The organism is Rhodococcus sp. BP-349 (assembly GCF_019835845.1).
Taxonomy (GTDB): Bacteria; Actinomycetota; Actinomycetes; order Mycobacteriales; family Mycobacteriaceae; genus Rhodococcoides.
This window is the reverse complement of record NZ_JABUDR010000002.1, coordinates 1,204,551-1,216,849: the sequence shown is the minus strand read 5'-3', so window position 1 is coordinate 1,216,849 and position 12,299 is coordinate 1,204,551. Positions and strand designations below refer to the sequence as shown.

The 12,299-nt window shown below is 69.8% G+C and carries 11 protein-coding genes; 6 read left to right on the top strand and 5 right to left on the bottom strand.

The window, feature by feature from the left end; translation table 11 throughout:
* Window positions 1-8 precede the first annotated feature (8 nt).
* The 5 genes from HQ325_RS15960 (at window position 9) to HQ325_RS15945 (ending at window position 5,367) form a co-directional block, all read left to right on the top strand.
* Complete coding sequence (locus tag HQ325_RS15960) at window positions 9-302, top strand: GNAT family N-acetyltransferase (protein ID WP_222630824.1); 294 nt, start codon at window positions 9-11, stop codon at window positions 300-302.
* Between the two features lie 47 nt (window positions 303-349).
* Window positions 350-1,723 carry a YbjN domain-containing protein gene (locus HQ325_RS22580; RefSeq protein WP_261778143.1) on the top strand — a complete coding sequence of 458 codons (1,374 nt, stop codon included), beginning with the start codon at window positions 350-352 and terminating at the stop codon, window positions 1,721-1,723.
* Between the two features lie 31 nt (window positions 1,724-1,754).
* A complete protein-coding gene (locus HQ325_RS15955; RefSeq protein ID WP_308014376.1) occupies window positions 1,755-2,900 on the top strand; it encodes an alkaline phosphatase family protein in 1,146 nt (381 codons plus the stop codon).
* A 65-nt stretch (window positions 2,901-2,965) separates the two neighbouring features.
* The gene (locus HQ325_RS15950) at window positions 2,966-4,147 is read left to right on the top strand and encodes an LLM class flavin-dependent oxidoreductase (RefSeq protein ID WP_308014377.1); all 1,182 of its coding nucleotides are present in this window, start codon (window positions 2,966-2,968) and stop codon (window positions 4,145-4,147) included.
* Window positions 4,144-5,367: an SfnB family sulfur acquisition oxidoreductase gene (locus HQ325_RS15945; protein ID WP_222630822.1), complete on the top strand. Its 1,224-nt coding sequence runs from the start codon at window positions 4,144-4,146 to the stop codon at window positions 5,365-5,367. Before HQ325_RS15950 ends, HQ325_RS15945 begins: the two co-directional genes overlap by 4 nt.
* Here HQ325_RS15945 and HQ325_RS15940 read toward each other — a convergent pair.
* From HQ325_RS15940 to HQ325_RS15930, 4 genes are all read right to left on the bottom strand, one after another.
* Window positions 5,364-6,128 carry a DUF2071 domain-containing protein gene (locus tag HQ325_RS15940; protein WP_308014378.1) on the bottom strand — a complete coding sequence of 255 codons (765 nt, stop codon included), beginning with the start codon at window positions 6,126-6,128 and terminating at the stop codon, window positions 5,364-5,366. The two genes, HQ325_RS15945 and HQ325_RS15940, sit on opposite strands and share 4 nt — an antisense overlap.
* Complete coding sequence (locus HQ325_RS22575; protein WP_261778144.1) at window positions 6,121-6,246, bottom strand: hypothetical protein; 126 nt, start codon at window positions 6,244-6,246, stop codon at window positions 6,121-6,123. The genes HQ325_RS15940 and HQ325_RS22575 overlap by 8 nt, the downstream gene beginning before the upstream one ends.
* Window positions 6,243-7,631 (bottom strand): OFA family MFS transporter, encoded by a 1,389-nt coding sequence (locus HQ325_RS15935; RefSeq protein ID WP_222630821.1) that lies wholly within the window; start codon window positions 7,629-7,631, stop codon window positions 6,243-6,245. The genes HQ325_RS22575 and HQ325_RS15935 overlap by 4 nt, the downstream gene beginning before the upstream one ends.
* Before the next feature lie 106 nt (window positions 7,632-7,737).
* Window positions 7,738-8,838, bottom strand: coding sequence for a hypothetical protein (locus HQ325_RS15930; protein WP_222630820.1), 1,101 nt, complete (start codon window positions 8,836-8,838; stop codon window positions 7,738-7,740).
* 108 nt (window positions 8,839-8,946) lie between these two features.
* Here HQ325_RS15930 and malQ point away from each other — a divergent pair, with 108 nt between their 5' ends.
* The gene (malQ, locus tag HQ325_RS15925; RefSeq protein ID WP_222630819.1) at window positions 8,947-11,046 is read left to right on the top strand and encodes a 4-alpha-glucanotransferase; all 2,100 of its coding nucleotides are present in this window, start codon (window positions 8,947-8,949) and stop codon (window positions 11,044-11,046) included.
* Between the two features lie 41 nt (window positions 11,047-11,087).
* Here the strand turns inward: malQ and HQ325_RS15920 are convergent, their stop codons facing one another.
* Window positions 11,088-12,269 carry an FAD-dependent oxidoreductase gene (locus HQ325_RS15920; RefSeq protein WP_308014381.1) on the bottom strand — a complete coding sequence of 394 codons (1,182 nt, stop codon included), beginning with the start codon at window positions 12,267-12,269 and terminating at the stop codon, window positions 11,088-11,090.
* Window positions 12,270-12,299 lie beyond the last annotated feature (30 nt).

The window sequence follows — 12,299 nt, the reverse complement described above, 5'->3', positions numbered from 1 at the left end:
TTCGGTCCATGGCCGACACAGACAGCACCCGCGTGGAGCATCATCCCGATCGTCAGCGTTTCGAGATCCTCGTCGGCGAGGAGGTCGCCGGCTACGCCGAGTACCGGCAGACCGATCCGACGGTCCGGGACTTCGACCACACCGTGACGCTCCCAGAGTTCCGCGGCCGCGGACTCGCGGCCGTCCTGGTGCGTCACGCACTCGACGACACACGCGCCGCCGGTCTGAAGATCGTCCCGTCGTGCTCCTACGTGCACCACTTCGTCGAGACGCACGAGGAGTACGCCGACCTCACCGTGTGAGCCGGGACGCGACAGAGCATGTCGGTGGGCCGGGTTACGGTCGCCACATGAACGACCTGAACAGCGTCGACCTCTCGCCCGAGGCCGCCTGGAGCCGGTTCCGCACCCTGCTCGCCGATCATCTCGACGGGATGCCGGCGGGACACTCGCTGCTGCTCTCGTGCCCGGACGCGAGCTCCGATCCGGTGCCGCCGTGCCTGCAGTTCTACGGGTGGGACGACGAGACGGTCCGGTGCGAGGTGCTGGCGGACGAGTACCTCGCCGAGCACCGCCGGTGGACGCCCGAGGGGCGCGCACTGCTCGAGCAGTTCGGGTTCGCCCCGCCGCCGTCGCTCGCGCACACCTCGGGACACGACGACGAGCCGGTGAACTGGTTCGTCGATCGCCCGCGGCGCTACGCCGACCAGCTCGCCGAGGCCGCTGTCCGCGTCCTGCACTCGGTGTGGGGTGTTCCGCACCCGTCGTTCCTCGAACTGGACGGCGATCTGTCCGGCCCCGTGATCGAGGACCGGTTCGGCGCGTCGTCCACGGACCCCGAGGACGAGCCGCCCTCCGACCCTGTCCCGTTCGACCCGCTGCGGCCGGTCCGCACGTCCGGTCCCGAGGCCCGCCTCGAGATCATCGAGCAGACGCTCCTGCACATCCTCGGGTTCGTGCCGCACCCCGACGAGGACGGCGACTACCCGTTCCGCCTCGGACCGGCCTGGCTCTACCTGTGTCCCACCCCGGAGGCGCCGTTCGTGCAGATCCTGGCGCCGCTCGCGGCCGGTGTCACCGACGAGGCGCGAGCGCTGTCGGTCGTCAACGACGTCAATCGCCGGTGGCCGCACGTCAAGGTGCTGCTGGACGAGGACCGCGTCGTCGCCACGATCGACGTCACGGTGGTGCCGTTCGTCCCGCAGCACGTGGCCGACATGCTGGCCGTCATGGAGAAGTTCGCCGGTGAGGCCGCCGAACATCTCCGGGCCGGGCTCGGAGCGAGGCCCTATCTCGACGCGTTCGGTGAGCCGACGCCCGAGTTCGACGTGGGTAACGGGACGGACGAGCACGGCGGTCCGGTGATTCCCGAGGCACTGCGCGCGATCGCCGAGGCGGTGTGGGAGCGCGGCGCCGACATCGACGTCGAGGAGGTGCTGAACGCGTGCGGACACGATCGGACGCGCGTCGTGCGCTTCCTGGACGTGGCGCGGGAGTGCGAGCTCTCCGCCCTCGATCGCACGCTGGACGACACGGATCCGCGAGTCGCCGCGTCGGCCGGTCTCGATGCGCGGGTCTGGCGCACCACCTCCGCGCTGCTCACCTCCGCGCACCGGCGGCTGGCGGCGGACCGCGTCGACGGCCCGACGCGGTCGTCCGGCTCCCAGCTCGACCTGTTCGGGACCGACCTCGCCGGCGGTACCGGTGACAGCCTCTTCGACTGACGAGACAGGTGCTGCCGATAGCCTTCGACGTGTGGTGACCACTCCGCGCTACGGCGGCGACAGCCTGTCCGATCTCCTGCCGTCCGTGCTCGGCGCTCTGGGCGTCTCCGGTGAGACCGACACCGTCGGGCTGGGGTTGTCCGGGGTCCGTCGGGTCTGTGTACTGCTCGTCGACGGCCTCGGGGCTCGACAATTGGCGGCGCACGCCCCGGCAGCGCCGACACTCTCCTCGCTCCCCGAGCGGGTCGTCACCGCGACGTTCCCGTCCACCACCGCGACGTCGTTGGCGTCACTGGGCACCGGACGCACGCCCGGTGAGCACGGCATCGTCGGCTACCTCACCGCCGTGCCCGGCTTCGACCGTCCGATGAATCCGCTGCACTGGCGTCTGCACGGTCAGGGACCCCGCGTCGATCTGCTCGCCGAGCTCGTTCCGGAACAGTTCCAACCTCGCGACACCGTGTTCGAGCGCGCCGCAGCGGACGGGGTGTCCGTCACTCGCATCGCGCCGTCCTACCAGCGCGAGTCCGGGCTCACCCGCGCAGTCCTGCGCGGAGGGGACTTCTCCGCGTCGGTGTCCGCGGGCGACCTCGTCGCCGAGACCTCACGCGCGCTGCGGCGCGGGCAGCGGTCCCTCGTCTACTCGTACTGGTCCGAACTCGACCTCACCGGCCACGTGCGCGGGCCGGACTCCGACGCGTGGCGCCACGAGCTGACTCAGGTCGACACCATCGTCGCCGGCATCCTCGGCGAGTTGCCCTCCGACGCAGCGCTGATCGTCACCGCCGATCACGGGATGGTGCAGATCGGCACCCGCGTGGACATCGACGCGACGCCCGCGCTCACCGCCGACGTCCGGATGATCTGCGGCGAACCCCGCGCGCGCCACGTCTTCGCCGACACGGGCGCCGATGCCACCGTGCTCGATGCCTGGCGGGAGACCCTGGGTCCGGACTACCTGGTGGTGAGCCGCGACGAGGCGGTCTCCCGGGGCTGGTTCGGGCCGTCGGTGCGCCCCGACGTCGCGGCGTGCATCGGTGACGTCCTGGCTCTGGCTCTCGGCGACGGCGCCCTGATCCGCCGCGGGGCCGAACCGAACCAGTCGGCGCTGCCCGGCCATCACGGCTCCCTGACCGACGTCGAGATGACCGTTCCCCTCCTCGTCGCACGGGGTTGACGCGTCAAGAATCGCCCTGATTCCAACGCTTCGCAGGTCGTCGCGACGGTTCTACGGTGGGACGAGTGACCCTCGACAACTCTTCTCTCGCCCTGCACTGGTTCCTCCCCACCTACGGCGACAGCAGGTCGATCGTCGGCGGCGGCCACGGCACGCGGGTCGGCGCCGCGGGCGGAGATCGCCGCGCGAGCATCGGCTACCTGTCGTCCATCGGCCGCGCGGCCGAGGAGTTCGGCTTCACCGGTGCGCTCACCCCGGCCGGCGCGTGGTGCGAGGACGCGTGGCTCACGACGGCGATGCTCGCCCGCGAGACCGAGAAGCTCGCGTTCCTCATCGCCTTCCGACCGGGTCTGATCAGCCCGACCCTCGCGGCACAGATGTCGGCGACGTTCAGCAACCATGCGCCCGGCCGGCTCCTGCTCAACGTCGTCACCGGGGGCGAGGCGCACGAGCAGCGTCAGTACGGCGATCACCTGTCCAAGGACGAGCGGTACGCCCGCACGGACGAGTTCCTCACCATCGTGCGCGGCCTCTGGCACGGCGAGTCGGTGACGCACCAGGGCACGCACATCCAGGTCGAGGACGCGTCGCTGCCGTTCCTCCCCGATCCCACACCCCCGCTGTACTTCGGCGGCTCCTCCCCCGCTGCGGGCCCGGTGGCGGCGGACCACTCCGACGTCTATCTCACCTGGGGTGAGCCCACCGCGGCCGTGGCGAAGAAGATCGAGTGGATCCGCGGACTCGCGGCCGAGCGCGGACGCACCGTGCGCTTCGGCATCCGCCTGCACGTGATCACCCGCGACACGTCCGAGGAGGCCTGGAAGCAGGCGGGCGCGCTCGTCGAGGCTCTCGGTGAGGACGCCGTCGCGACGGCGCAGTCCAACCTCTCGCGGAGTGAATCGGTGGGCCAGCGGGCGATGCTCGCCCTGCACGAGGAGAGCCGCAGGACCGGTTCCTGGAAGGACCCGCGCGCACTCGAGATCTCCCCCAACCTGTGGGCCGGTGTCGGCCTGGTGCGCGGCGGAGCCGGAACGGCCCTCGTCGGGAGCCACACCGAGGTGGCCGATCGCATCGCGGAGTACGCGGCCATCGGCATCGACGAGTTCGTTCTCTCCGGTTACCCACACCTCGAGGAGCTGTACTGGTTCGGCGAGGGTGTCATTCCCCAGCTGCGCAGCCGCGGACTGTTCTCCGGCGGCGCCGCGGCACGCGCCACCGGCCACACCCCGTTCCTCCCCGCCCGATGACCACCGAACCCGCCCCGAGGACGCTGCCGCCGGTCCTCGACGACGAGGCTGCGCTGGCCGTCGCCGCCGCGCTCGGGGCGAAGATCGCCCCGTCCGCGATCGAACGTGACCGCGATCGACGGCTGCCCGGACCGGAACTGGACCTGCTGTCCGCGTCAGGACTGCTGGGCATCACCGTGCCCGCGGAATTCGGCGGCAGGCCGGTCTCGGCGCGCACCCTCGCCTCGGTGTTCCTCTCGCTCGCTCGCGGGGACGCCAGCATCGCGCAGATACCGCAGAGCCACATGACCTTTCTCGACGCGCTGCGGCGACAGGGATCGACGGAGCAACAGCGACGCTTCTTCGCCGAGGCCCTCGCCGGTCACCGCTTCGCCAACGCCCAGAGCGAGCGCGGCACACCCTCCATCGCGGTCGACCGGACCACGGCGACGTCCCGTCCGGACGGCACCTCGTCGCTGAACGGCACCAAGTACTACTCGACGGGCGCGCTCTTCGCACACTGGTTGGTGGTCCGCGCCGTGCAGGCGGACCCTGGTGAGCCGGGTGATCAGAGCCGAAAGGTCTTGGCCTACATCCCTGCGGATTCACCCGGGGTGCTCATCGAGGACGATTGGGACGGGCTCGGACAGCGCACGACGGCCAGCGGCACCGTGACCCTGACCGACGTCGTGGTGCCCGCCGACTCTCTCGTCCCGTACTCCGCCCTCTTCGACGACGCGACCACCTACGGCGCGCGCGCGCAGCTCTTGCACGCCGCCATCGACGCCGGCATCGCCCGCGCCGCCGTCGACACCGCTCGCGAGGTCGTGGTCGTCGCTCGCCCTCCGGTGGACGCCGACGTGGCGACTGCCGACCGGGATCCGTTGCTGCTGCAGCAGTTCGGCGAGGTGGAGATCGGGGTGCGCGGGGCCGAGGCGCTCGTGCGCGAGGCCGGCGAGGCGATCGACGTGGCCGAGCGCGAGCTCACACCGGACAGCGCCGCCGCGGCCTCCATCGCCACGGCAGCGGCCAAGGTCGCCTCGGCACGTGCGGCCCTCGACGCCACCACGGCGCTGTTCGACGCAGGCGGAACTCGCAGTGTCGCAGCATCTCTGCGGCTGGACAGGCTGTGGCGCGACGCACGGACCCACACGCTCCACGACCCTGTGCGATGGAAGACCCAGCACATCGGCCGGTACGCCCTCACCGGGGCGCACCCGCCGCGCCACGGTCTGATCTAGTCGCGCACCGGCGTCGCGGCGTAGGGACGCCCGAACTGCGTCCGCACTCCGTCGGAGTACAGCACGGAGTCCGGCGGGCGAGCGGCCAGGTCCCCCACGCCCGCCGCGGCCATCAGCTGGTCGTCGCAGCGCACCAGGGTCGCCGCGCGCAGCGGCCACCGGCGGTGGGTGTTGGGGACGAAGACGGGTCGTCCCGCGACGGACGTGTGCATCCCCCACCGAGCGGTGAGGAACACCGACAGTGGATCGTCGGACATGTCGGTGTCGCCGGGGGAGACGGTGAAGTCCGTCGTCGCGCCTCGGTGCGGCGGTGCCAGTCGTCGAGAGCGGTAGCCGACGACCCGGTTCCGAGGACCACCGTCGTCGACGATGTCGATGTGCGACCAGCGATACGGCACCCCCGCAACGTTCGTGGCCAGTACCACCGCGGCACGGGTGGCGTCGAGAGAACGGAACACCACTCCTCGGCGGCCGTCGCCGTCGCGGCTGTAGAGCCGCACGTTGATCTCGCCGAAGGTTCCGAGTCGCGGTACCGGTCGGCCGTACCCCAACCCGGCCCCCACCATCTCGAAGCCGATCAGTCCGACATAGGTGTACCCGTCCACCGTGTCGGGAGCGATGCCGCGAGGAAGCAAGGGTGCCACGACCTCCGGGGCTACTCGCCAGTGCAGGAACACGAGGCGTTCCCACCGCTGGTCCATGACCACGGGGCGGGGAAGAACGGGCGGCCGGGGCCAGAGTTCGACGCTCCGGTCACGCACCGAACAGGTTCTTGGCCTTGAGGACCAGCTCGTAGACACCCCAGGCGAACGGAACTCCGACCCACAACCAGGACACCACCACGACGGGCACACGCGCGCCCTGCTTCGTCTCGCTCATACCGTCGCCTCGTCCTTGTCGTTCAAGCCCTCGTCGGTCGCGTTGCCCGGTCTCTCGGCCGCGGGGTCCGGCTCCGAGTACTTCGGATCCACGGGCTTGATCAGTTCGTTCGCGATGAAGCCGATGGACAGGAGGACGATCATCGTCACGAAGGCAGGCACGTACCGGCCGGTGGTCCCCTGCTCGCCGAGGTCGGCGATCGCGTTGACGATCAGCGGTCCGAGCACGCCGGCGACCGACCAGGCCGTCAACAGTCGTCCGTGGATGGCACCGACCTGGTAGGTACCGAACAGGTCTCGCAGGTACGCGGGAGCCGTGGCGAACCCTGCTCCGTAGAACGACAGGATCACCATCGCGCTGACGAGGAAGAGCACCTTGTTCGTGTTCGTGAAGAGCGAGATGTAGAGATAGAGCAGCGCGCCCACGCCGAGGTAGAGGCGGTAGATGTTCTTGCGACCCACCAGGTCGGACACCGACGACCACACGAACCGGCCGAGCATGTTCGTCAGCGAGAGGAACGCGACGAATCCTGCGGCCGCTGCCACCACGGATTCCGGCGCCGTGGGGTCGGGGAAGAAGTCGGTGTAGATGCCCGCGGCACGCTCGAGGATGCCGATGCCGGCGGTGACGTTGAAGCACAACACGATCCACAGCAACCAGAACTGCGGGGTCTTGACGGCGTTGGCCGCGGACACGCGGGCGGTGTGCTGACCGGCAGGCGTCTCCGGCGGCGTCCACCCGGCAGGCTTCCAGTCGTCGGCGGGAACGCGGATCAGCACCACACCGAGTGCCATGAAGATCGCGTAGCCGATTCCCAGCGTGAGGAAGGTCGTCGCGATCGAGGCGTCGGTGTTGCCGCCGTACGCGGACAGAAGCTTGGTGGTCAGAGGCGAGGCCACCAGGGCGCCGCCGCCGAAACCCATGATCGCGATGCCCGTCGCCATACCCGGGCGGTCGGGGAACCACTTGATCAGCGTGGAGACCGGAGAGATGTATCCGATGCCGAGGCCGATGCCGCCGACGAGTCCGTAGCCGACGATCACCAGCCAGAACCAGCCGAGACTCATGCCCAGCGCGGAGATGAGCAGTCCGGAGCAGAAGAAGAGGAGCGACATCGTCATGGCCCACCGCGGACCGTGCGTCTCCACCTTCGTGCCCAGCACGGCTGCGGACAGGCCGAGCATGACGATGGCTAACTGGAACGGGATCGCGGTCATCGTCCCGCTCAGTCCCATGGCGGTGTCGGAGGAGATCGCGGCCTTGAACACGCTCCACGCGTAGGCCTGGCCGATCGCGAGATGAATCGCGAGGGCGGCCGGGGGAATGAGCCAACGGCTCCATCCCGGTGGCGCGACGATACGAGCGCGTTCGAGTACTGCGGGCATGGAGGTCGTCCTTCCGGCGCGGGTCACGCGCTCAGAGGTCGACCGCGTACTACCGTGCTTTCACCGATCCGACTCGTTCCAAACAGGACGAAGGTACGGACGTGCGTCAGAGCGTGTCCCGCGAGATCTGATCGGACACCGAATGGGTGTTGTCGGCCGAGATCTCCCGCGTACCGGACCGCGAGATGAGATCGTCGATCCGCTGGTCGAGGCCCACGGTGCGCTGCACGGCGTCGAGGCTCCGATGCTCGATCTCCGCCACCGCGATCTCGTCGACCACGCGTGACAACGCCGCGACCCGGTCGATCACCTGATCCCACACCGGGATGAGATCGGCTCGGCGCACGAGCACCTCGCGTCGACCCTCCTCGTCCGCGGTGTCACCCTGCGCCTCGAAGGCCGCGGTGAGTTCCGCGTCCAACTGGGCGAGTGCGACCACGTCCACCGCGATCTGCACCAGTTCTGTCCCCGGGTCGAGTTGCGCGCGTGCCACCGCGAACAGGTCCGAGCGCCAGATCCGCGAGGAGAGGATCCTGTCGTGGTACATCCCGGCGAGGAACAGCAGGGTGTCGTAGCGGTCGGCGAACCGATCCGCGTCCGTGCCCGCGAGCGTGCGCACGACGTCGGCGCCCCGCGCGTGCAGCGTGTCGAGGCGCTCCGCCGCGGCGCCGCCGAGGATCCCTCGGGCTCGCGAGAGTGGACCGGGTCCGACACCCAGCGGGGTCGGCGTGTGGCGCAACGCCTCGAAGAGGGCGGTGCGCTGGTCGACGTCGAGGTGGATGCCCTCGCGCCGCTCCCGGCGGATCGCGCGGACCCCCGATGCGTAGTGACCGGAACTCATCACGAACCGAGTTCGGTACGACCCCAGTCGACGTTCGAGCAGCACGTGTCGTTGCAGCAGAGCCAGACGCGTGGGCCCGGTGCGGAGTCCGGCCGTGCGTCCGTCGATCCAGTGCAGCTCCTCCGTGACGAGCCGCAGGGTGCCGAATCCGCCCAGTGCGGGGAACTTCCGGCCGGCGCGCAGACGCGCGAGCGCGATGCCGCGCGTCTCCTCGTCGAGTCGTCCCAGTGCGATGAGCAGCGCGGCACGGTCGGACAGCGGCTCGTGAACGTGTCCGGTCCCGTCGGACTCGACGCGCGTCGACTCGGCGATGGTCCGCACGGTGTCCGCTCGGCGGGCGCGCATGTCCGCGGGGTCACTCGTCACTGTCTCCACCTCCCCCACCGATTCTGCAGGTGCCACCAGTGTTCCAGATCGAGTCGGGACACGGTTCGCACGTCCGCGGCCACCCCCGTGCGGCACTACCATCGAGGTGTGACGAACATCGAACGACTACGCCACCTCGCCGGACTCCACGGCGTCGCCACGTCGTACGAGGGGTGGGACAAGGCCCGCCGCGACGTCGGGGAATCCACCCTCCGCTCGGTCCTGACGGCTCTCGACGTGCCCGTCGACACCGACGACGACATCGAGACCGCGATCGTCGATCACGACGAAGCGCCCTGGCGGCGCACCGTCCCGGCGGTCGTCGTGGTCACGTCCGGCAAGGACCATCAGGTCCCCGTCCACGTGCCGGACGGGACGTCCGTGACAGTCGTCGTCGAGCTCGAGGACGGCGGCACGCGCGAGGCGGCGCAGCAGGACGTCTGGGTCGACCCCCGCGAGATCGACGGCGCCCTCGTCGGCCGAGCCACGTTCGCCGTCCCGGTCGATCTCCCGCTCGGATGGCACACGCTGCGCGCGGAGGGGGAGGACGGTCTCGAGGCGTCGTGCACGCTGGTCGTCACGCCGGCCCGTCTGTCCACCGCCGAGGCACTGTCCGACCGTCAACGATGGGGCGTGCTGGCGCAGCTCTACTCCATCCGGTCCGCACAGTCGTGGGGCATCGGCGATCTGGCTGATCTGGCCGACATGGCGGCGATCCTGGGCGGCGAGCACGGAGCGGACTACGTCCTGGTCAATCCGTTGCACGCCGCGGCGCCGCGGCCACCGATCGAGGCCTCGCCCTACCTGCCGACCACCCGTCGATTCTTCAATCCGCTCTACATCCGCGTCGAGAACATTCGCGAGACGGCCATGCTGCCGCGGGACAGGTACGCACGCATCCGCGACACCGCGCGCCGACTGCACCGCGCCGACGCTCGCACGGACGATCTGGACAGGGACAAGTCTCTGCGCGCGAAACTCCGTGCGCTCGAGGCAATCTTCCTCGTTCCGCGGAGCGCGTCCCGCCAGGCCGCGTTCGACGAGTTCCGCGCCGCGGAGGGCGTGGGACTGCACAACTTCGCCACGTGGTGCGCACTGACGGAGAAGCTGTCGCCGGACGACACGCGATGGCAGACGAAGGCCGCCGCCCCCGGCACGCCGTGGGTCCAACGGCAGCAGGCGAAGCTCGCGCATCGCATCGAGTTCTACAGCTGGCTCCAGTGGATCTGCGACGAGCAGCTGGCCGAGGCCCAGGCCACCGCGCACCGGGCCGGAATGGCCATCGGTGTCGTGCACGATCTGGCTGTGGGAGTGCAGCTCTCGGGTGCCGACGCCTGGTCCCTGGGTTCCGCACTGGCCGAGGGCGTGACCGTCGGCGCTCCCCCGGACGACTTCAATCAGCAAGGGCAGCAGTGGAACCAGCCACCCTGGCGGCCCGACCGGCTGGCCGAACTCGGGTACGCACCGTATCGCGACATGCTGCGCACCGTGCTCAAGCACGCGGGCGGGCTGCGGGTCGACCACATCCTCGGACTGTTCCGGCTCTGGTGGATCCCCACCGATGCCGAGACTCCCGCAGGCGGCACCTATGTCACGTACGACCACGAGGCGCTCATCGGCATCCTCGCGCTCGAGGCGGAACTGGCCGGCGCCGTGGTCATCGGTGAGGACCTCGGCGTCTTCGAACCCGTCGTCCAGGACTACCTGGCCGAGCGGGGCGTGCTGGGCACGTCCATCCTGTGGTTCGAGCGGGACGACGACGGCCCCATCGCCCCGGAGAAGTACCGCGAGCTGTGCCTGACCTCGGTGACCACCCACGACCTGCCGCCCACCGCCGGGTACCTGGCGGGTGAGCACATCGACCTGCGATCGCGGCTCGGCCTCCTCGAGAGGGCCGTCGACGAGGAACGCGCGCAGGACGAGGAACAGCGTGAGTCCGTGCTGGACCTCGCGCGCGAGCGTGGCCTGCTCGCGGACGGTGCGTCCACCGGGGAGACGGTCGCGGCGCTGTACCGGCTGATCCAGCGCAGCCCGTCACTGCTCATCGGAGTGGCACTGGTGGACATGGTCGGCGAGCACCGCATCCAGAACCAGCCGGGAACCGACGAGACCCAGTACCGGAACTGGCGCGTTCCCCTCGCCGACGCCGCGGGCCGCGCGGTCTCGGTGGAGGACCTGCGGCGCGCGGACCCGTTGGTGCAGTACTGAGACGCCCTCACCCCGCCGACACGGCGGGGTGAGGGTGGTCGTCAGATCGCGCCGAGCAGGGACTCGTCGTCGCGCTTCTCGCCGCTCTTCAACATCTCGCGCGCGGTGTCGAGTCCTTCCCACACGTTCCACATCAGGACACCGCGGAGCACGGAGTCGTCGTCGAGGTAGTACACGACACCCTCCTTGCCGGGCGTCTTCCAGTCCTCGACCGTCCTGAGGTCGGTGCTCATCGTGCCCACCGCCTGGTAGCCGTTGTCGAACACGTCGGAGTAGAAGTACGGCGTGTACGTGTACGGCTCGGTGGAGCCGGCCATGATCTTGCCGACCGTCTTTCCCATGCTGTTGGCGTTGTCGACGTGCTCGATGCGTCGACGGCCCAGGATCGCGTCGGGGTAGTTCGCGACGTCGCCCGCGGCGTAGACGTGCTCGTCAGCCGTGCGCAGGAACTCGTCGACCACGATGCCGTTGTCCACGTCGAGCCCCGCCTGCTCCGCGAGGTCGGTGTTCGGCGTCACGCCGAGCCCGAAGACCACCGCGTCGGCGTCGAGCGTGGATCCGTCGCTCAGGGTCAGGGACACCGAATTACCCTGCTGCGCACCGGAGTCGACTTTGACACCCGTGCGGACGGTGACGCCGTGATCCTCGAAGTCCTGCTGGAACACCGAGGCGAGATCTGCGGGGAACATGTGGCCGCCCACCACGTCGTCACTGCTCACCAGGGTGACGGTGACCTTGTTCTGCGCGAGCGCCGCGGCGATCTCGGTGCCGATGTAACCCCCGCCCACCACGACGATGTGGGTGCCCTCTGTCGCCAGCGCCCGCAGGCGCCGGTAGTCCGCGAAGGTGCGGAAGTAGACGACCCGCTCGGACGGACGCAGGTCCAGCGTCGTCGGGGTCGCCCCGGTCGCCAGCAACAGCGATCCGTAGTGGTGCGTGTCCCCCTTGTCGGTGGTCACCGTGCGGGCGTCGCGATCGATCGACGTGACCGTCGTCGACAGCACCACGGTCGCACCCGTCTCCTCGGTGCCCAACGGCACCTCGTCGGTGGTGAACTCTGCGTCGGTCCACAGCTTCTTGCTCAGCGCCGGGCGGGTGTAGGGACCGTCGACGTCGGAGCCGACGACGAGGATGGTGCCCTTCTCGTCGTGCTCGCGGATCCCCTTGGCGGCGTTGTCGGCCACCATTCCTCCGCCGACGATGACGTAGTCGTACTCGGACACGTTGTACCCCTCTTCATGAGCCGTGCGAGC

Coding starts and splice junctions, on each gene's coding strand:
- HQ325_RS15960 (WP_222630824.1), top strand. CDS start 9: ATGGCCGACACAGACAGCACCCGCGTGGAGCATCATCCCGATCGTCAG.
- HQ325_RS22580 (WP_261778143.1), top strand. CDS start 350: ATGAACGACCTGAACAGCGTCGACCTCTCGCCCGAGGCCGCCTGGAGC.
- HQ325_RS15945 (WP_222630822.1), top strand. CDS start 4,144: ATGACCACCGAACCCGCCCCGAGGACGCTGCCGCCGGTCCTCGACGAC.
- HQ325_RS22575 (WP_261778144.1), bottom strand. CDS start 6,246: ATGAGCGAGACGAAGCAGGGCGCGCGTGTGCCCGTCGTGGTGGTGTCC.
- HQ325_RS15935 (WP_222630821.1), bottom strand. CDS start 7,631: ATGCCCGCAGTACTCGAACGCGCTCGTATCGTCGCGCCACCGGGATGG.